We start from the raw sequence: 21070 nt of genomic DNA, 5'->3' as shown, positions 1-21070 counted from the left end.
TTTAATTAAAAGAAACTTCAAAAACCGTTCCCTTTGGTTGATTATTCTTAACTTTTATTTGTGCTTGGTGATGATCTAAAACTTGTTTCACAATAAACAAACCTAAACCAGTTCCTTTTGTTTTACGCGTATCTTCGCTTCCTACTCGGTAAAACTTGTCAAATACTTTTGGCTTTTCATCATCAGGGATACCAATCCCTAAATCAGCAACCTTAAAACACACCGTTCCGTTAGCTTTGCGGTGTAAATCGATATGCACAGGCACACAGCTTGGCGAATATTTCACTGCATTTTCAATCAAGTTAGTCACTACAGATGACATTGCAAACTGATCGCCCGTAATAAATACATTTGGATCTATAGAAGTGATGATCGACTCCTTGCTACAAACATGAATTTGCAAACGGGAAACTATTTTTTCTACCAGTTCTGACAGGTTCAACTCCTCTTTTGGGAAGCTGTACGATTTATTTTCGATTTTAGTCGCCAATAGCATGTTCTCTACCAAATCATCCAAGCGTTCGATATCCAGTAAACATTTAGAGATAAAACTGCGTTGCTGCTCTTTATCAAGTTCGCGTTTATTGATTGTCTGGAGGTAAAGTTTGATAGATGCCAAGGGTGATTTAAGCTCATGAGTAACCGAAAGCAAGAAGTTTTTCTGTTGATCAGTCGTCCGTTTTTCGCGGTTAATTGCTTGGTGAAGTTTGTAGATACCAAAGGTCATTAAAGTAATAAAAACAAAACCCTCTCCTATTACCATACCTCTACGAGCGGGTTCCAGTTCAACCAGTAATGCCGCCCACCAGAAAAGCTGTGAGATTACATAAAAAACCAGTGCGTAAAATATGGTGATGGGTTTTAAGCGCATACCTATTTGTTTTTAAATACAATATCTAAACATTCAAAAATTGCTCTTTTAGCTTTTTCCAGATCTATTTTGTTATGCGCTGCAGATACAAAACCAACCTCGTAACCCGAAGGTCCAAAATACATACCACGGTTTAACAATTCGCGATGCATCATTTTAAATTTTTCCATACTCGCTGGATCAATTGCTTCTGAGGTCTGCACCTTTTCTGCATCGGTAAAAGCAAACCAGAAAATGGATCCAATTCGGAAAACTTTAAATTGGTAGCTTTTTGAGCTTGCATAACGTTGTATAGCGTTGGTAAACTCTTCTGTTTTGGAATTCAGCTCCTTATAGAAATTAGATTTCGCCAATTCGCTTAATTGCGCAATACCCGCCGCCATAGCAACCGGATTACCAGAAAGTGTACCTGCTTGGTAAACTGCGCCATCTGGCGAAATATTGCTCATCAACGTTGCAGAAGCACCGTAAGCGCCAACTGGCAAACCACCACCAATAATTTTTCCGTAAGTGATTATATCTGGCTGAATGTTATAATAACCTGCCGCACCTTCAAACCCTACTCTAAAACCAGAAATTACTTCGTCAAAAATTAATAAAGCACCATTGGCTGTACAAATATCTCTAAGAAACTGCAAATATTCAGCATCCTGCAAAAGCAAACCGTTATTGGCTGGAACAGGTTCAATAATTACACAGGCAATTTGGTCTTTAAATTGTTCAAAAGCCGTTTTCACCGCTTCTTTATCATTTAATGAAACTACAACGGTTTCATCAGCGAAAGCTTTTGGAATTCCTGCTGAAGAAGTTTCCCCAAAAGTAACCAAACCAGATCCTGCTTTTACCAGTAAAGAATCGCTATGACCGTGGTAGCAGCCCTCAAATTTGATAATCTTATCGCGTTTGGTTGCTCCTCTTGCCAAACGAATGGCAGACATTACCGCTTCTGTTCCAGAACTGGTAAATCTTATTTTTTCAATGAATTTATTATTTTTGATAATAAGTTCTGCAAGTTCTGTTTCCAATGCCGTTGGCGCACCAAAAGACATTCCGTTCTGCATTACCTCAATTACTTTTTCCCTAACTTTTGGGTGATTATGACCTAAAATAAGTGGTCCCCAAGAACAGCAGAAATCAATAAATTCATTCCCATCGGCATCCCACAAACGGCATCCATCCCCTTTTTCTATAAAAAGTGGCGTTCCATAAACAGATTTAAAAGCCCTTACCGGCGAATTAACACCACCAGGGAAATATTGCTTTGCTTTTTCGTAAAGCTCCGCAGATTTTTCTCTAATAATATCAGGCTTTTCTCCGTACAAAAGCGGCGTTTCCTCGTTATTGTTATTGAAAATATTTTTTATTGAATCGAACATATTTTGAAAGCATAAAACCAAAGGCTTAAAGCCTAAGCCCATTTAAATCCACTTATTTTTTAAAACTTCTTTAGCGTGATAGGTTAAAATCACATCGGCACCGGCCCTTTTAATTCCCATTAACGTTTCTACCGTTGCTTTTTCTTCATTTAACCAACCGCGTTGCGATGCAGCTTTAATCATGGCATACTCACCACTTACATTATACGCTGCAATTGGTAAATCAAAATTATCTTTTAGCAACTTAATAACATCTAAATAAGCTAAAGCTGGCTTTACCATTAAAAAATCGGCACCTTCTTGTGTATCCAATGCCCCTTCTATCAATGCTTCTCGCTGGTTTGCCGGATTCATTTGGTAAGATTTTTTATCTCCGAATTTTGGTGCAGATTCTAAAGCATCCCTAAAAGGTCCGTAAAATGCGCTTGCATATTTTGCCGTATAAGACATGATTGATACATTGCTAAAACCTTCTGCGTCTAAGGCTTCGCGGATATATTGCACCCTACCATCCATCATATCAGATGGTGCCACAATATCAGCACCCGCTCTTGCATGAGCAACCGACATATCCGCTAAAATTTTTAACGTTTTATCGTTAACAACTTCTCCGTTCTCTACCAAACCATCATGCCCATCACTACTGTATGGATCCATAGCCACATCTGTAACTACGCAGGCTTCTGGAAAACGAGCTTTAACTTCTCTAATTGTCCGCAGATATAAACCTTTTTCGTTTACACTTTCGCTGGCTGTTTTATCTTTTAATGCTTCCTCAATATTAGGAAATAAATCAAAAGCTTTTAAACCCAATTCCATGCAACTTTCTACTTCATGAAGTAAATTATCAATAGAATACCTAAAAATCCCAGGCATGGAAGCTACTTCTGTTTTTTGTTGATTTCCCTCAACAATAAACAATGGAAAAATAAAATTCGACGCCTGAAGGTGGTTTTCTTGCACCATATCTCTAATCACCTGCGATTTCCTATTTCTTCTTGGTCTGTTTAACATCTTTGTTATTTTTATTCTAAATATTAGGGCGTTTTAACACGCTATCCGTTATATCTTTTTTGCCTAGGCTTCGACTCCGCTCAGACCGACAAAAAAGGATGTCACTCCTATCGTTAACGCGAAATCTAGTTCTTATAAACCTCTCTTATCCTTGCTCAATTCTTTTTTCCTTTTCATAATAAAAACAACACCAGAAGTTCCGCCAGAACCCTCGGATAACCGATTCAATCCAAGGGTATTTACAAGTTCAAACTGCTTTCCAACCATATAGTTTAATACTGCAGCGTATGATTTTTTGTCTGTTAGGTATTCTGAAAAGTCTTGGCTAGCAATTATCTGTTCAGGTGTGTCGCCAAAATCCACTTCTACTTTAAGTTTTTTAGAAAACACTTTTCCAGCTACTGAAATATACGCATATGAATATGTGCTATCGGGAGCATTCTGAATATCTTGACTTTGTGCAAAACAAAAATTTGCGACTAGAATCATTACCGTAGTTATTAAACATGCCTTTTTCATCTTCTCTGTTTCAATAATTTACAACTAAAATCTAAATTTATTTAAACATCAATCCCAAAAACCACTTCGGCCAAACCAATCTCATCGGGCGAAGCCGGCAAAATATATTTTACACCCATTTCATCAAACTTTAACCCTGTTGATTTACCAATGGAAACAACTTGCTGACCAGGTTGCAATAAATTATCAGCAAAGTAAGCATCCACGTTTGAAGGACTGGTAAAAACCAATACATCCGCATAAGTTGGCTCAACCTCTTCTTCTAAAATGGTTTCGTAAATCACCATTTCTACAATCTTGGTATCTGCCGAAAGGCTTTGTTTAATGCTCCGCAATGAATCTTTTGCCAATGGAAACAAAACCGTAGTGCCGTTTGCAACTGCTGCAAATTCTTTTGAAATTTCTGCGGTATCGCTGCTTTCCCCGATAAAGGAAACTGTTTTGCCTAATGCTCTTAAAGCATCTTCGGACCCACGACCAACAACGCCGAACTTTATATCTTTTGGTAACAAAGGATCTAATGAAAAAAAGTACTCAATTCCGTTTTTGCTGCTAAAGAATATCCAGTCTATCTGTTTAAAAACGTACGAGTCTAATTTATGTATAGTTGGTACAGTTCTAATTAACGACTTAGCCTCAATTTCGATATTGTGCTTGCGTAAAGATTTACCAAAATAACTCTGCTCGCTTAGCTCTCTTGATATAAATACTTTTTTAGGCAGTTTGCGATTTAGAATATCGAACTTCTTTAATATAGTTTCTGCTAAACCTTCGGTACTGTTTGATGTAATGTAAAGTCGGTCTGGAAACTCATCCTGATCTATTGATTTTGTTGTCCAAACATGGAACAAGCCATCTTCATCTTTTTCGCAATAACAACCTAATGGCATATGGCAACCGCCGTCAAAAAGGTTTAATACTTTACGTTCTACACCAATTCTTTCGGCAACATCTTTATCATTAATCTGCTGTAGAATATCAAAAAGTTCTTTATCCTCTTCTCTAATTTGAACAGCCAAAACACCTTGCGATGGTGCTGGAACTAATTCTGCGGTTGGCTCAATCACTTCCATATAAAACTCAGATAAGTCTAATTTCAAACGACTTATGCCAGCTTTTGCCATAATAATGGCATCGTATTTTTCGTCTCTTAGTTTTTGGATACGCGTATTTACGTTTCCCCTAAGGTTTTCGAACTCTAAATCAGGGCGAACAGCTAATAATTGTGATTGCCTGCGGTTAGATGATGTACCTACCGTTCCGTTATGTTTTACAGATAATTTTTTGGAAGAATCTACACAATCTTTCAAAATTAAAATCACTTCTGATGGATCTTCTCTTTCTGAAACTGCGGCGATGATTAAACCTGGAGGATTTACAGTAGGTAAGTCTTTATGCGAATGTACAGCTAAGTCTACAGATTTTTCAATGAGGTGTTCTTCCAGCTCTTTGGTAAAAAAGCCTTTACCCTCTAACTTATCTAATCTTAAGTTTAGGATGTTATCGCCTTGAGTTTTAATAATTTTCAACTCGGCTTGGATATTGATTGCCGCGAGTCTATCTTTTATATAGTTTGCTTGCCATAGCGCAAGGTCGCTACCACGAGTTCCTATAGTGATTATTCTGTCCAAAATGTATGATTATATTGCAAAAATAGAATTAACAACTAGCATTGCACACTGATTACCAGAAAATTAATGATTTGTGTTGATTATGACTTAATCGTTATTAACTAAAATATTTTTAGCCATAACCATTGGAACGCTAATGTATTTTTTTTCCATATAGCTCATTACTTTTTCCAATACCAACCTTGAATTTTCGTCTAAACTGTTCACTTCATCGGCAAACACAGCATTTAACGCTCTTTCTTTAATCTCTTTTATTTTAACAGGCACTTCACGCATTGCAAGTTCTACTCGGCGTTGCTTTAAAAGTGGCTTAAATTCTTTAATATTCTGCTCAATAATAGCTTCACCATTGATCAATTCATGGTAACGCTCTTGTAAGTTTTTTTCCGCAATTTCTTTTAACGATTCAACCGCAATATATTGCACATTATGATCTAACAAAACCTGTGGATCAACATCATTAGGAACAGCCAAATCCACAACAACTTTAATCCCTGTATCACCATTTAAAAGCTTGGCGTATAGCTCTGAAGTGATGATAGGCTCTTTAGAAGATGTGCAGGTAATAATCACATCAAAACCTTTATCAAAATCACAAAGCGCACTCAAATCAAAACCCTGGCCACCTAACTGTTTTGCTAAGTCTTGCGCTTTACTGAAAGTTCTATTAAAAACCGAGAAATTGGTGTAGGTATGTTTTTTTAGATATTTAGCTATATTTTGGTTGGTTTCGCCGGCACCAATAATTAAAATCCTTGATTTAGAGCAAACATTTAGTTCTCTTAATCGTCGGTAAGCCAAAGAAACTACCGAGATTGGATTTTTAGAGATATTTGTAAAAGTGTAAACCTCTTTTGCAGTTTTCACCACACGGCTCATAATTAATCGAAGGTAATCGCCCGTGAACCCTTTTACCCTACAGTCTTCGTAACTTTTTCTTACTTGTGCTAAAATTTCTTTTTCGCCAACCACTAGGCTTTCCAAAGAACTAGAAACACGCATTAAATGATTAAGTGCGCTTTCTCGCTCAAAAAGCAAAGCATTATCCACTATTAAATCTAATTGGGGCGTAAGTAATTTGTCGTTGTGTAGTGCCTGCAAAAAAGAGCGCACAAAGTCTCTGTTTAAATCTTGACTAGCAGTAAAAACAAACTCTACCCTGTTACAGGTTGCCAAATAGAAAATCTCTGGAATATCAAATTTAGATTTCACAAATTGAAGCCTTTCTTCGCTGGCCTCGTTACACAAAACCAAACAGCCCAACTCTTTCAAATCAATTTGTTTGTGTGTAAAAGCTATAACCTTTAAATCCTTCAATTACGTTGTTTTTAGACAGCTACAAAAGTAACCTAGCAAGCCATACAATATGTCAATCATTTGTCAATAGAAGCAATTTAGAAGTAGTATAAATAGCCTTTTTATGCTTTAAATCATTTTTAAAGCCAATAATTAACTAATCTGCACAAAAAAAACTCGTTTTTAAGCTAGAAATTATCCAAAAACAAAACTTACTTGATGAGGTTATAGAGTTCGTCCAGCTTTGGAGAAAGTACAATCTCAATTCTACGGTTTTTGCTTCTAGCCTCGCCAGTATTCCCCAACTCAATCGGTTGGTATTGCCCTTTACCCGTAGCAGTTAACCGTTCTGGCGAAATAGCCTGTAATTCTGTTAGATACCTCACCACAGAAGTTGCTCTTAACACGCTTAAATCCCAATTATCTTTAATCTGTCCAAGGTTTCCAACTTTCTGATTGTCAGTATGTCCTTCAACAGCGATGTTAATTTCGGGCTGGGTATTTAATACTTTAGCTAATTCTTGTAAGGCTTGCTTTCCTTTATCGTCGATAACAATTGAGCCAGTGTTAAAAAGCAATTTATCAGTTAAAGAAACATAAACTTTACCGTTTTTAATCTCTACGGTTAAACCGTTTTCCTGAAAACCTAACAATGCTTTCTGTAGCTTTTCTTTCAAAGAATTGGTTGCTTCGTCTCGTTTTCTCAAAATTTCTTCAACCTCTTTCAATCTTGCTTCACGCTTTTGTAAATCGGTAGAAAGCTTATTGATTTCTGAGGAACTTTTAGAACTTAGCGCAGTGTAATTTGTATTTAAACCCTCTAGCTGGCTGTGTAAATCGCTTATTTTCGCATTCAAGGTTGCGGTATCTTTTTTTAGATTGGCAATTACTTCTTCCAATGACTGAATCTTCACAACTGCATTGTCCCAACCAACGTTTAAAGAATCTTTTTGAGCAAGTAATGCCTCGTATTTCTTTTTTGAAAGCACCACACATGAACTTAAAAATAGTAGTACACAAATTGCGGATAGGATATATTGCTTATTCATTATATAATCGTTTAGTTTACAACTTTAATATATAAATCTTTATTGGTTTGTAATGGCTTCCTGTAGAAAATTATTTAGGGGCATAATTTCCTGCAAACCATTCACTATTTTATTTACTACGCCTTCGGTTTGCAGTTGCTTATCGGTAAAACTGCTACTTACTGTAAAACTTTTAAGTTTCAACAGTTCAATATTTGGATGATCTGCGTCGTAGTTTTTCGGAGAAGTTTTCAATTTATCGGTCTGCTGTAGGCCGTCGCTAAAAAAAGATTTGAAATTTTTAGCCTCTAAAATATCCAAAAGCTGATTGCCGTTGTAATCAATCTCTTGTCTTATTAACTTAAGGTTTGGAGCATCTGGCATCCACATTCCGCCTGCTATAAAACTTTGATTTGGCTGTAATTGTATAAAGTATCCCGGACCGTGTATACCTTTAGGACTGGTTGAAATACTGATACCGAAATTTGATTTATAAGGCGATTTATTTTTGCTGAACCGTACATCACGGTAAATTCGCATCACGCTTTTTTTGCCCGTCAGCTCTGGTGAAACCTGGGGATTAAGCTTTCTAAATTCAACTATAATAGCTTCGGAAAAATTTTCAACTTCTTCTTTTGCAGCGAGATAAAGTGATTTATTTTCCTGAAACCACACCCTATCATTGTTAAGTTGTAACTGATGAAGAAACTCGAATGTTTTTGCACTAATCGTGGTCATAATGTGACAGGTATTTAATTCTTGAAGACATCAAATGCAGCAAAATAACCCTAGAATACCTAAAATTGAATGGCGCTAACACTAAACTAAATAAAAATATTGTACCTACATAAATCCAAGGAGATTCCGTTTCGCCACTAATTATGTAGGTTAAAACGCCTACTATTACCGCAACTGCCACATTGATACTATAGCTGATATACATTGCAGCATAAAAGTAACCTGGTTCTAGTTCGTATTTTAGATTGCATTTTGGACAGTTAACATGCATTTTTTGCGATGATAAACCATACATAGTATTCATAAACAAATCTCCTCTTCTACACCGAGGACACTTTGCGTTTACTATTGCTTGTAATCTTGGTGTTTCTGCCATAATGAGGGTTTGCTAAAAGCTAAAATTGGTTAATTCAAGTTGATTTTTTCGGCTTTCATATCTATGGCAATGTTCTTTTTACGATATTTTTTATACCATAAAAGCCCAACTCCTGCCACCACCAAATAAGGTGCGGCCAATAAATACATAATACCGCTGTTTAATCCGCTACCTGTTTTGCCACCGGCCTTCAAATTAGATTCGATTGTGGCCTGGCACATTGAGCATTGTGCAAAAGTGGTATTGGCTACTAAAATGAAAGCAACTACAAATAAAAGCGCTAAAAGAGTTTTTGAATGCTTCATAAATACAAATTTAAAAATTATAATAAGGAGCTATCATTAAATATACAACTACGCCAGAAGTGGTTACATAAAGCCATATCGGGTAGCTCCATCTCACCAATTTCCTATGCCTTTCTACCTGCATTTTTAGCCCTCGAAGAAAGCTAATGAGGATTAAAGGTAATACGGCAGCGGCAAGTACAATATGTGTTGCTAGAACAACGTAATAAACATAGCGAAGATTGCCCGCAAGCAATTTTTCTTGCTCACTTACAGTGCTGTCTCCATTTAAATCTCCAAACTTAGTTTCTGGTGCGAAATAGTGGAACACTACATAAGAGATCAAAAAAACTGCAGATAATCCAAAGGTTAAAATATTAATCCGCTTGTGCATCTGAATGTTCTTTTGCTTGATAAAATACAAAGACAGCAACAACAATACGGTACAAGTACCATTAATAATTGCATTCAGTTTTGGGAAAAAATAAATATACGAAGGTGTTGGTATGGTTACCGGAATAATCTTGCGGTTTAAAATAAGCACCAACACAAAAACTGTAATAGAAACAGCCGTGATTATTCTCAATATTACTTTATCACTCATGATATAAATTTCAATGCTCTTTGTTAAAACTCTGCTTTTACTTTACGGAGTTCCTCTGTAATCAAAACTTTAAGCTCGTCGCTTATCCGTCTAATCTCATCATCAGAAGTACCCGTATAATACCCTCTAATTCTATTCTCTGCATCTAACAGAATTAACTTGTCGCTAAACACAAATTCACCTTCTTTAGGTTGAAAAGCATTTACAAAAAACTGATCCCGAGCTAATGGATAAGTGATTGCCGTATCTGCAGTTAAAATAGTCCACTTTTGTGGGATAGCACCTATTTTACCAGCATACTGTTTAAGTTGATCTATTGTGTCGTTTTTTGGATCTACATCGATAGAAATAAACCTAATGCGCTTATTATCCTTAAACTGTTCTTGCAAAGTTGTGATTCCTTTATTAAGTGCGGGCACAACATTCTTATTATTGATGTAAAAAAAATTCACAACTGTTAGGTGCTGTCCTTCAGTATCTAACTTAACAGTATTGCCTCCACTATTGTAAAGTTGCGGAAAAGTGATTTTGTGATAAACAGTATCAGGAATCTTAACTCCACGTTTGGTACGGAAAGTTGATGCAACTACTTTAGGACCAAAAACTGGCAGAGGTTTATACCTGTTTTTCCCTTTTGCCTGTAGTAAATAATACAAAAATCCTGGTAACGCTAATATGGTTACCAGGATTAATATTTTACCTAAAGGAAATTTCTTACCCGTCATACCGACAAGTGACTATGCAAATAGTCCCCTTCAATTAACATTAGTACAATAAAGTACACAATAAAAATAAATGAAAGTATAAGCCCTGCTTTAAGTGCATACTTCTCAAACTTTAAGTGCATGAAATAGGCTACGATATAATATCCTTTATAAAGCGTTAAAATTACGTAGATGGCGTTTCTTATTCCGTTTGGAAGTACTGTATGTGGAACTCCTAAAGCTATAATAAACTCTACAACAGTAATTCCTAAAAGTATAAAGAATACTTTCCAGATTTTACTCTTTGTCATTGATACATGCTCTTCGTCATGCGCTACACTCGTATTTTCTAAAGACATCTTCTTGTTTTTTTAAAATTATACCAAATAAAAGAAAGTAAATACAAACACCCACACCAAATCAACAAAGTGCCAGTATAAACCAACTTTTTCTACCATTAAATAATGTCCTCTGCGTTCAAAAACGCCGGTCATTGTCATCACCAAAATAATAATATTGATTACAACTCCAGTAAGTACGTGAAAACCGTGAAATCCAGTGATGGTAAAAAACAGATTGGCAAATTGTTGCGTACTCAAGGCATCGGACCCCAGTCCTTTTATAACTTCTGCACTTGGCACTCTTCCCCACCAGAAACCTTCGTGGTGTAAATGCGTCCATTCTAAAGCTTGACAGCCTAAAAACATCAAACCACCAATAACGGTAGCAATCATCCACCAGGTTACTTCTTTTTTGCTATTACGATGACCTGCTTCTACAGCTAAAACCATAGTAACAGAACTCATGATCAAAATAAAGGTCATGATACCTACGAAAACCAATGGCGCTCCAGAATCTGTTATTCCTGGAATAGATTGGAAAACGATATCAGGGTCTGGCCAAGTCATTTTACTAAAGCGTTGCGCTCCGTAATAAACTAGAAACGCAGAGAAAGTAAATGCATCTGATAAAAGAAAAAACCACATCATCAGTTTACCATACTCTACCGAGAAGGGTGATCTTCCTCCACTCCAAGGGGTGGTTTTAACTTCGTCTAATTGTGCTGTTGTATCCATCAAGTATTAATTTGCAATTTCTGAGTAAAAATTTTATTGATTCAAAAGTAAGAAAAGGTATAAATAAATCCATACAATATCTACAAAATGCCAAAAAATAGAAGTGATTTCCATTCTAAAGGTATTCGTAACATTAGGTACTGTACCGTAACTGCTTTTTATAGCGGTCAAAATCATTACTAAACCAGCTACAATATGCAACACGTGGAATAATGTAAATGCATATACAAAGCTGATTGTAGCGTTTGAGTTAACGAAGAATATACCCAAGTTAGTCCAAACTGTCCACCCGTAAACTTGTAAGCTGATAAATACTACGCCTAAAAATAGCGTAAGCCACAGCCATAGTTTTTGTTGTGCAAACTGTAGTTTTTTTGAACTTAAAAATGCTTTATGCATGGTTAAACTGCTCAATACAATTACTACAGTGCTGTAAATAAATGCTTTTGGTAAATCAACATTCAATGATTTTCCTGCACCATCACCAGCGTAAACAATAAATCCACTAGTTAAACCAGCAAAAAAGATAATAGACGAAACTATAAAAAGCCACAACACAAACTTCTTTGGTTGTAGGTTATGCCTGTCAAAATCGTTATTAAGCACCATATTCTTTAAGTTAAATTAAACAAAAGTACCAGTTGTACTACTGGCAAATAAATAAAACTGCCAAACATTAATTTTCTGGCAGATTTAACATCCAAATTCTTAGCAAGCATAAAAGCTTGATAAGTAAATATTAACCCCATTATTAACGAAACGATGGCAATCAAATAGCCACCGAAGCCAAAAAAGGTAGGCAACAAACTTACGGGAATTAAAATCACGGTTGAGGCTAAAGTAACGATAGCACTTGTTCTATCTCTTCGGGTTGTTGGCAATAAACGAAACCCTGCTTTTTTATAATCATCATCTAACACCCAAGCAATTGCCCAAAAGTGCGGAAACTGCCACATAAACTGAATCCCAAACAGCACCAATGCAATGGTATCAATTTGCCCATGTGAAGCCACATAGCCAATTAAAGGTGGCAAAGCTCCTGGAATTGCACCAACAAAAACCGCTATTGGCGATTTACGTTTCATTGGTGTATAAACAAAAGCGTAAAGGAATATAGAAAAAACAGAGAGTACACCTGTCAATAAATTTAAACTTCCCAGCAAATACGTACCTGCTATCCCCATGATTAAACTTAAAACCAATGCCTGACCGGTAGTCATCTTTTCTGATGGCAAAGGCCTATCGGCTGTGCGGGTCATTAACTTGTCTAAATCTTTCTCTATGATCTCATTAAAACCATTTGCAGCAGAAGTCACCAAAAAACCTCCAATAATTAGCTTAATCCAATTTACCCAATGGATTGAGCCTTCGTAATGCTCCCCTATTAAAAAGCAGATAGAGGCCGAAAACACCACCAAAAGTGTTAACCGTAATTTTACCAACTTCTTAAAATCCTGTATAAACTCCCTCACTATACGCTAATTAATTCTGATTTCTTGGTGTAAAAAATGAATAAAATATAAGCTTGAACTCCAAATAAAACTGTTGCCAAAAGTACATGTGCGGCTTGTGCCCATGGTGCCATCGCAAAATAGGCTAATGCAATACCCGTTATAACCTGAAGCCCAAAAACAACTAACATTGCAATAGCTAGTTTATTTACAAATCCGCTAATTTTAAATTTGAACATAAGTGCATATAAAACTATGCTAACCACCAAATACAACCATACCAGTTGCTTGTGCTCCGTAAATATTCTTCCGGTTTCAGCGAGCCATTCGCTACGTACCAACTCCGGAAAGTAACTTTTTACCGCATCTACCTCTTCCCGTACTTCCGTTCCAATAGTAATTTGCCAAACCGACACTACAATTGTAAGCAAAGAAGCAAGGCGCAGGTAAACAAGTTGCTTGTTGTTTATACTTAACACTTGTTTAGGTTGCCTAATTAAAAAGTAAGTGTAAATTGAAATTGCAAAAATTAAAACAGCTACTAACATGTGCACTGTAATCATCCAAGCTAAAAGGTTAGTAGATACAACGATGGAACCTAACCAACCTTGAAAACCAACCAAAAACAGATTTAAAGCGCTCAGCCAAAAAACAACTGCTTTGGTTTTAATTAATGGAATTGCCAGTGCAAAACAGATCAACAACAGCAAACCCGTGGTTGCCCCAATTAACCTGTTGATGTATTCTGTATAGGTTTTACCGGGATTAAATTCTTCTGGTACTTTTATGCTTTCGTCATGGCGGATTTTTATTGCCAAATCTCCGTAACCCATTTTATCTAAAAGCTTTGCAAATCGTTCGTTCTTCTCTATCCTCTTTAGTACATACTTCTCTTTATAGTTGGCAGGTAACTGAGACAATTCCGTTGGCGGGATATACTGATCGAAACATTTTGGCCAATCGGGACAGCCCATTCCAGAGCCAGAACTACGTACAATGCCACCAGCTAGTATCAATAAGAAAAGAGCTATCAGCGAAATAAAATTCGCAGATAAAAAACGACTTTCAGCCTTTGAATACATTTCAATTTTATAAAATTGGGGTATCCGTAAAGTTACTGAATACCCCAATTATCATTTTCTCAAATAACAATATTATTTGACTTCTTCAGAACTATCTATTCTGTTATGTTCTAAATTCCATTTCTCCTGAATTTTCTCAGCAGCCTCATTTCCTTCAAAATCGTGAAGTAAGTTTGAGCTCATAGTTTGGGAGTGTGGGGTGGTTTGCATAATAAAATCAGTATCATGCCCTGGCTTACTATAATCATAAGACCAACGGTAAACTGTAGGGATTTCTCCAGGCCAGTTTCCATGTATACGCTCTACCGGTGTAGTCCACTCTAACGTGTTCGCCTCCCAAGGATTCTCTGTTGATTTCTCGCCAAAGAAAATTGAGTAAACAAAATTAAATAAGAAAGCGATCTGCGCTACTGCGCCTAATATTGCCGACCAAGTAATAAATACGTTAACAGACAACCACTTGTCCATAGATTCAAACTCTGTAAAAGCATAATATCTACGTGGAACACCGTCTAATCCCATAAAGTGCATTGGGAAAAACACTAAATATGCAGCTGCAAATGTTAACCAGAAATGTAGATATCCTAATTTAACGTTCATTAAACGACCAAACATTTTGGGAAACCAATGATAAACACCGGCTATCATTCCAAATATTGCCGCAGAACCCATTACCAAGTGAAAATGCGCTACTACAAAATAAGTATCGTGTAAGTTGATATCTAAAGCAGCGTTACCTAACCAGATTCCGGTTAAACCTCCAGAAATAAAGAAAGAAACTAAACCGATAGCAAATAACATGGCAGGTGTAAACCTAATGTTGCCTCTCCACAAAGTAGCTAACCAGTTGAATGTTTTTACTGCTGATGGTACCGCAATAATCAAGGTTGTGATCATAAACACACCGCCTAAGAAAGGGTTCATACCGGTAACAAACATATGGTGTCCCCAAACTATGAAAGACAATGTTGTAATACCGATTAATGAATAAACCATGGCATGGTAACCAAAAATAGGCTTTCTCGAATTTACAGACATCACTTCAGAAGCGATACCCATTGCAGGCATAATTACTATATAAACCTCTGGGTGACCTAAGAACCAGAATAAGTGCTGCCATAAAATTGGGCTACCACCTTCGTGTGCTAAAGCTTGTCCTCCAATAAAGATATCAGACAAGTAGAATGATGTACCAAAGCTTCTATCGAAAATCAATAAAACCACACCTGCTACCAATACCGGGAAAGATAAAATACCCAACATAGCTGTTAATAAGAACGACCATATTGTTAAAGGCATTTTCCAAAGATCCATACCTTTGGTACGCATGTTTAAAATTGTTGATACATAGTTGATACCGCCCATTAAAGAAGATGCGATAAACAAAATCATAGAAATCAACCATAAAGTCATACCGAAACCAGAACCTGGCATTGCTTTAGGTACAGCAGACAAAGGAGGATAAATTGTCCAACCACCACCGGCAGGTCCTGACTCTACAAAGAAAGTTGAAAGCATAATTACCGATGCAGTAAAGAACAACCAGTAAGATAGCATGTTCATGAAAGGAGATGCCATATCACGGGCTCCAATCTGTAACGGTATTAATAAGTTTGAGAATGTTCCACTTAATCCGGCTGTTAATACAAAGAATACCATAATGGTTCCGTGTATGGTTACCAAAGAAAGGTAGAAATTGGGATCTAATCGTCCTTCAGGTGCAAATCTTCCCAATAAAACTTCCAATAATGGGAAGCTATGGTCTGGATAAGCTAACTGAATTCTAAAAAGAATAGACAATATCATTGCAATTACACCCATTATGATACCCGTAATGAGGAATTGCTTTGCGATCATCTTGTGATCTTGACTAAAAACATATTTAGTCAAAAATGTTTCCTGATGATGTGCATGATCATCATGGTGAATTGCTGATGGGTTATTAATTGCAATTGTCGACATAATATCCTTCTGTGTTTTTAATCTTAGTTGTTTAACGCAATTTTGTTATTAGATTCAGTTGCACTGTCTTTCATTGCCAATTGATATGCTTTTTTCATATCATCAGTAACAATCAGCTTCTGTTGTTTAATCCATTCTTGATATTCTCTGTTTGATACCACACGAACTTTAAACTGCATGTTGTAGTGAGAACCACCACAAATTTTAGCGCAAAGTAAGTTGTAATCAAATTTCGGATTATCCGTATCCTGACGCATTTCCTGCGTAGTTTTAGTTGGTGTAAACTGGAAGTAGGTTGACATACCTGGAACACAGTTCATTTGCACTCTAAAGTGAGGCATGTAAAAACTATGGATCACATCCTGAGAACTTAAAGTAAAACGTACTGACTTATTAACGGGCAATACAATCTCAGTTACTTTTAAATCATCAAAGTTTGCTTTATCGGACAAATCTAAACCCAAATTGTTTAAACCACCAAGACCACCGATTAGCTTATAGTTTTTTCTCCCGTTTACATTATCTTTTCCTGCATATCTAACATCCCAAGCAAACTGGTGCGCAGTAACGTCAATTTGAATAGCTGCTTTCATTTCCTTTTCTGGGATATTGGTAATTCCTCTCCAGGTAAAAAAGCCCATCAATACCAAAATTGTTAATACAATTGCTGGAATAACTGTCCAGTATTTTTCTAAGGTATTATTGTGAGGATAGTAGTAAGCTTTTCTCTTTTTGCTGCTGTTATATAAGTAAGCAAAAGAAAACAACGCAATATGTGTTAAAACTAACACGATGGTGGTAAGAATCATGGTGATGCTGAACATCGAATCAATCTTAGCACCATGTTCTGAACCGGCTGCAGGTAAAATCTGTGCTCCTTGAACGCTGTAGCTCCAATAAACACCGTACATACCCACAATCAGCGTTATCCCAAAAAGTATCCCGTTGATTTTATCCCATTTGATACCGTTTCTTCTACCTTGAATTTTACGGGTTAAATCGTAAACGCTTAGTATTTTACCAATTATACCAATGAAGATACAAACCAATAAAAACAAAAGGATGTAATAGCCAACCGTTTTTCCTAGTCCTTCGTGTTTAGACACTGTCTCAGTTGCTGTTGCAACTGCATCTTGTGCCATCACTTGCGAAAATGTAAGCGATAAAAGCGCTCCAATTGCAAATAAACTCTTCAAATTAAAAAATCTCTTAATATTCATTATCATTTAATTGAGTCCTATTTTATATCTGATGATTCAAGCTTTCTTCCAAGAAAGGGTGATTTTTAGGTGCCAATGGCGCTTTGCTTAATGAGCTTAGTACAGCAAATGTAAACAAACCTGCAAAACCTAATATTGTCCCTATCTCTACAATACCAAAACCTGCCGCGTCACCAATTGTTCCTGGCATAATCATCATGTAATAATCTAACCAGTGTCCGAATAACAATAAAATACAAACCGACAATAAGATGTTAGTTTTCCTTTTAGCGTCTCTAGACATTAAGATTAATACTGGAGAAAGGAAATTGATGATCAAGTTTATCCAAAATAATGGTAAATAAAAGCCTTCCCATCTTTTAAAGAAATACACTGTTTCTTCTGGGATGTTTGCGTAATAGATTAATAAAAACTGCGCAAACCAGATATAAGTCCAGAAAATAGAGAATGCAAAAACAAACAAACCTAGGTTATGGATATGACTATCTTTTATCCATGGCATATGACCTGCTTTTGTAAGCAAAATTACCACAATACTGATCGCTGCCATTCCAGAAACCCACATTGCTGCGAAGTTATACCAGCCAAACATGGTAGAGAACCAATGAGCTTCTAAAGACATAATGGTATCAAAAGCCCAAAGTGGCGTTGTAAAACCAAAAATCACTAAGAAGATGGTCGAATATTTAATACTTTTTTCGTAGCTTTTCAAGCCGCCATGTACATCCTCGTTTACAGAAAGCTTTGACAACAACAATCCGAAAATACTATAAGCGCCTAAGAAAAGGATCAATCTTCCGATGAAGAATAAAGGGCTTAAATAAAATGCTTTACTATCGCTAAAGTGATGTCCTGCACCTTCGCCCGGCGCATGGTTCCAACTACCGTATAAATTGTGTGAAAACAAACCAGCAGCTACCACAATTACCAACACTACGCTTGCAAAAGGTAAAACTTTTGAAAACGCCTGCGGTACTCTTAGTAAACTTGCCGACCAACCTGCTTGTGCTACAAATTGAATAGCACAAAAGAACAAACCAGCTGCACATACACACGTAAAATAATAACTCATTAATAACAAGTTAAGGAAAGTACGCTCTGCATGCCCTGTTAAAAAGCCATAAGCTATGGCCAATACGCCTAAAACGATGCCTATTAAGCTAATTGTTTTGGCTTTGCCACCAAAACTAAATTGCTCTGAAAAATTATATGAATGATGATGAGCTCCCATATTTTTATTAATCGATTATTGTCCTTTTTGTAATTCGTGAACATACATTACAACTTTCCATCTCTCTTCTGGAGAAAGCTGTGATGCATAAGATCCCATTAAGTTTAAGCCGTATTGGATGGTATGATAAATTTTCCCATCGGTCAAATCTTTCATGGTTCCACCTCTTGAAGAGTTACCAGTAGCATAAGCTGGTGGCGCTGGGTACTTACCTAATTCAACGATGTGTCCATCGCCTGCACCATTTGGTCCATGGCAAGGTCCGCACATCGCAACATAAAGTTGCTTACCTTCTGCAAGGTTTTCTTTATTAACCGGAAGTGGATTTATTACCGATGCACTTGCTGCTTCATAACCTTCAGTTGTATTTGGGAATTCATCAAACCTAGTGAAGCCTATTGGCGTTGTACCCGCCGGTGGTACCTGAGCTGTAATGCCGTTTTCAAAGTTTTTATTCTTTTGATCTGGGTTATAAGCTATTGGGTAATACATGTTTGGTGCATACTCCAAGCCTCTACTCCTTTTATCATGGCATGAGCTGAATATCGTAGCAACGGAGATTGCTATAAGTGCTAATCCAAAAATACTTGTCTTATTCATAACTTATATATTTTCTATCGTTGTGCTTAATTTCTACCGCACCAGCTTCTTTTAATAAACTATCTACTTGTGTGCTATCAGTAACTGTGCTCGCATCAATTGCGATAACAAATCGATCATCAGATGCTCTTAATTCCATTACTCTTGGTGCTCTTCCTGGAAATAAATGAGTTGCATAAAAAAATGCTGCAACCATCCCAAGTGCACAAAAAAGTACTGTTAACTCAAAAGTAATTGGAATAAAGTTAGCCACTGCAAAATTTGGCTTTCCTCCAATATTCATTGGCCAGTCATAAGACATCGTGAAATACATTAAACCTAAAGCGGTAGCTGTACCGGTAATTCCGCAACAGAATGCTACAAACCCAAGTCTACTTCTTTTAATGCCTAATTTATCGTCGATTCCGTGTATTGGCATCGGTGTGTAAACATCGTATATGCCAATTTTATTTTCCTGCAGCTTATCAATCCCATGCATCATCTGATCGGGATCGTCAAATAAACCTAAAATATATTTTATTTTGCTCATGTTTAAAGTTTTACGTAGTCAGCTTGTTCAACACTATCGTATGCGCTTAAAGAATCAACGTAGTAATCTGCTTCTTCTTTCTTCACTTTACCTTCTTCAATTAATTTCTTCTTCGCTTGTTCAGAAGAGGTTTTAACCAATAACCTTACTTCTGCCATGGCTACCGAAGGTAATACCCTGATGAACAATAAGAATAATGTAAAAAACAGTCCGATAGAACCAATGAATACTGAAATATCAATCCATGTTGGATAAAACATTGCCCAACTTGATGGTAAATAATCTCTGTGTAATGAGTTTACAATAATTACAAAACGCTCAAACCACATACCGATGTTTACCACAATTGATAAACACCAAGAAATTGCAATGTTAGTTCTGATTTTTTTGAACCAAAGCAACTGAGGCATCAATACGTTACACCCGTACATCATACAACCTGCCCACCAATATGGACCAATAAAACGACTGATGAAAGTGTATTGTTCGTACTCAACGCCAGAGTACCAAGCGATGAAGAATTCTGATAAATAAGCTACACCTACAATAGAGCCTGTAAGTACAATGATTTTATTCATTGACTCAATGTGGAACATGGTTATGTAATTCTCTAAACCCAATACTTTTCTGGTTACCAACAATAAGGTTTGTACCATTGCAAATCCAGAGAAAATTGCTCCTGCAACGAAGTATGGAGGAAAAATAGTAGTGTGCCATCCTGGAATCAAGGATGTTGCAAAGTCCATGGATACAATTGTATGTACAGAAAGTACTAATGGCGTTGCAATACCTGCTAAGATTAAACATACAGTTTCAAAACGTTGCCAGCTCTTAACAGAACCTGTCCACCCGAAAGAAAGGATAGAGTAAATTCTTCTGGTTGTTCCCGTTGCTCTATCTCTAATAGAGGCAATATCTGGCAATAGACCTACGTACCAGAACACCAATGAAACGGTAAAGTATGTAGAGATTGCAAAAACGTCCCAAACCAATGGAGAGTTAAAGTTAACCCATAAAGAACCGAATTGATTTGGTAATGGTAATGGCCAATAAGCTAACCAAGGACGGCCCATGTGAGAAACCACATAAGTTGCCGCACAGATTACCGCGAAAATTGTCATCGCCTCGGCTGATCTGTTAATGGAGTTTCTCCAGTTTTGACGGAAGAGCAATAATACCGCAGAAATCAACGTTCCGGCGTGACCAATACCTACCCACCAAACGAAACCGGTGATATCCCAAGCCCAACCAACGGTCTTGTTTAATCCCCAAGCTCCAATTCCGTTCCAGAATGTATAACTAACCGCAAATACCCAAAGGCAGGCGCCAAGAGCGGAAACGATAAACCCTATCCACCAAGCCTTATTGGCTTTGTTTTCTACTGGTCTTAAAACTTCATCCGTAATTCTTCTATACGTAATGTCTTTACCGGTAATTAAGGGTTCTCTTAATATTGATTCGTTATGAGATGACATATC

23 protein-coding genes are annotated in these 21070 nt (G+C 36.8%); all 23 read right to left on the bottom strand.

Annotated features, from left to right (window positions below):
• Position 1 precedes the first annotated feature (1 nt).
• Positions 2–871 carry a sensor histidine kinase gene (locus tag B176_RS0101820; RefSeq protein ID WP_017257061.1) on the bottom strand — a complete coding sequence of 290 codons (870 nt, stop codon included), beginning with the start codon at positions 869–871 and terminating at the stop codon, positions 2–4.
• A 2-nt stretch (positions 872–873) separates the two neighbouring features.
• The gene (hemL, locus tag B176_RS0101815; protein ID WP_026063092.1) at positions 874–2247 is read right to left on the bottom strand and encodes a glutamate-1-semialdehyde 2,1-aminomutase; all 1374 of its coding nucleotides are present in this window, start codon (positions 2245–2247) and stop codon (positions 874–876) included.
• A 42-nt stretch (positions 2248–2289) separates the two neighbouring features.
• On the bottom strand, positions 2290–3261 hold the full coding sequence (gene hemB, locus B176_RS0101810; RefSeq protein ID WP_017257059.1) for a porphobilinogen synthase: 972 nt from the start codon (positions 3259–3261) through the stop codon (positions 2290–2292).
• 132 nt (positions 3262–3393) lie between these two features.
• Complete coding sequence (locus B176_RS0101805) at positions 3394–3750, bottom strand: hypothetical protein (RefSeq protein ID WP_154647859.1); 357 nt, start codon at positions 3748–3750, stop codon at positions 3394–3396.
• Between the two features lie 71 nt (positions 3751–3821).
• Positions 3822–5411: a hydroxymethylbilane synthase gene (gene hemC / locus B176_RS0101800; protein WP_017257057.1), complete on the bottom strand. Its 1590-nt coding sequence runs from the start codon at positions 5409–5411 to the stop codon at positions 3822–3824.
• An 87-nt stretch (positions 5412–5498) separates the two neighbouring features.
• Positions 5499–6728 carry a glutamyl-tRNA reductase gene (hemA, locus tag B176_RS0101795; protein WP_017257056.1) on the bottom strand — a complete coding sequence of 410 codons (1230 nt, stop codon included), beginning with the start codon at positions 6726–6728 and terminating at the stop codon, positions 5499–5501.
• Positions 6729–6919: 191 nt separating this feature from the next.
• Positions 6920–7756 carry an OmpA family protein gene (locus B176_RS0101790; protein WP_026063091.1) on the bottom strand — a complete coding sequence of 279 codons (837 nt, stop codon included), beginning with the start codon at positions 7754–7756 and terminating at the stop codon, positions 6920–6922.
• A gap of 39 nt (positions 7757–7795) precedes the next feature.
• Positions 7796–8473: a DUF2461 domain-containing protein gene (locus tag B176_RS0101785; RefSeq protein WP_017257054.1), complete on the bottom strand. Its 678-nt coding sequence runs from the start codon at positions 8471–8473 to the stop codon at positions 7796–7798.
• On the bottom strand, positions 8460–8849 hold the full coding sequence (locus B176_RS0101780; RefSeq protein WP_017257053.1) for a DUF983 domain-containing protein: 390 nt from the start codon (positions 8847–8849) through the stop codon (positions 8460–8462). Before B176_RS0101780 ends, B176_RS0101785 begins: the two co-directional genes overlap by 14 nt.
• A 29-nt stretch (positions 8850–8878) precedes the next feature.
• On the bottom strand, positions 8879–9154 hold the full coding sequence (locus B176_RS0101775) for a hypothetical protein (RefSeq protein WP_017257052.1): 276 nt from the start codon (positions 9152–9154) through the stop codon (positions 8879–8881).
• Positions 9155–9164: 10 nt separating this feature from the next.
• Positions 9165–9737, bottom strand: a complete 573-nt coding sequence (locus B176_RS0101770; protein ID WP_017257051.1) for a DUF420 domain-containing protein — start codon at positions 9735–9737, stop codon at positions 9165–9167.
• Positions 9738–9760: 23 nt separating this feature from the next.
• Positions 9761–10462 carry an SCO family protein gene (locus B176_RS0101765; RefSeq protein ID WP_017257050.1) on the bottom strand — a complete coding sequence of 234 codons (702 nt, stop codon included), beginning with the start codon at positions 10460–10462 and terminating at the stop codon, positions 9761–9763.
• Positions 10459–10800 (bottom strand): cytochrome C oxidase subunit IV family protein, encoded by a 342-nt coding sequence (locus tag B176_RS0101760; protein WP_017257049.1) that lies wholly within the window; start codon positions 10798–10800, stop codon positions 10459–10461. Before B176_RS0101760 ends, B176_RS0101765 begins: the two co-directional genes overlap by 4 nt.
• A gap of 18 nt (positions 10801–10818) precedes the next feature.
• Positions 10819–11517 (bottom strand): cytochrome c oxidase subunit 3, encoded by a 699-nt coding sequence (locus B176_RS0101755; protein WP_017257048.1) that lies wholly within the window; start codon positions 11515–11517, stop codon positions 10819–10821.
• Between the two features lie 33 nt (positions 11518–11550).
• Positions 11551–12126 (bottom strand): cytochrome c oxidase subunit 3, encoded by a 576-nt coding sequence (locus tag B176_RS0101750; RefSeq protein ID WP_017257047.1) that lies wholly within the window; start codon positions 12124–12126, stop codon positions 11551–11553.
• Between the two features lie 5 nt (positions 12127–12131).
• Positions 12132–12989, bottom strand: a complete 858-nt coding sequence (cyoE, locus tag B176_RS0101745; RefSeq protein WP_017257046.1) for a heme o synthase — start codon at positions 12987–12989, stop codon at positions 12132–12134.
• Complete coding sequence (locus B176_RS0101740) at positions 12989–14050, bottom strand: COX15/CtaA family protein (protein ID WP_017257045.1); 1062 nt, start codon at positions 14048–14050, stop codon at positions 12989–12991. The genes cyoE and B176_RS0101740 overlap by 1 nt, the downstream gene beginning before the upstream one ends.
• 72 nt (positions 14051–14122) lie before the next feature.
• Complete coding sequence (locus B176_RS0101735) at positions 14123–16012, bottom strand: cytochrome c oxidase subunit I (RefSeq protein WP_026063089.1); 1890 nt, start codon at positions 16010–16012, stop codon at positions 14123–14125.
• 23 nt (positions 16013–16035) lie between these two features.
• Positions 16036–17232, bottom strand: a complete 1197-nt coding sequence (locus B176_RS0101730) for a cytochrome c oxidase subunit II (protein WP_040539892.1) — start codon at positions 17230–17232, stop codon at positions 16036–16038.
• Positions 17233–17254: 22 nt separating this feature from the next.
• A complete protein-coding gene (locus B176_RS0101725) occupies positions 17255–18463 on the bottom strand; it encodes a hypothetical protein (RefSeq protein ID WP_017257042.1) in 1209 nt (402 codons plus the stop codon).
• Between the two features lie 15 nt (positions 18464–18478).
• Complete coding sequence (locus tag B176_RS0101720; protein ID WP_017257041.1) at positions 18479–19063, bottom strand: c-type cytochrome; 585 nt, start codon at positions 19061–19063, stop codon at positions 18479–18481.
• Entirely contained in the window at positions 19056–19592 is a 537-nt protein-coding gene (locus B176_RS0101715; protein ID WP_017257040.1) for a DUF3341 domain-containing protein, read from the bottom strand. The genes B176_RS0101720 and B176_RS0101715 overlap by 8 nt, the downstream gene beginning before the upstream one ends.
• Positions 19593–19594: 2 nt before the next feature.
• Positions 19595–21067, bottom strand: a complete 1473-nt coding sequence (gene nrfD / locus B176_RS0101710) for an NrfD/PsrC family molybdoenzyme membrane anchor subunit (RefSeq protein ID WP_017257039.1) — start codon at positions 21065–21067, stop codon at positions 19595–19597.
• Between the last annotated feature and the right edge of the window lie 3 nt (positions 21068–21070).

The organism is Pedobacter arcticus A12 (genome assembly GCF_000302595.1).
In the GTDB taxonomy this organism is placed as follows: Bacteria; Bacteroidota; Bacteroidia; order Sphingobacteriales; family Sphingobacteriaceae; genus Pseudopedobacter; species Pseudopedobacter arcticus.
This window is presented reverse-complemented; position numbering and strand designations above follow the sequence as displayed.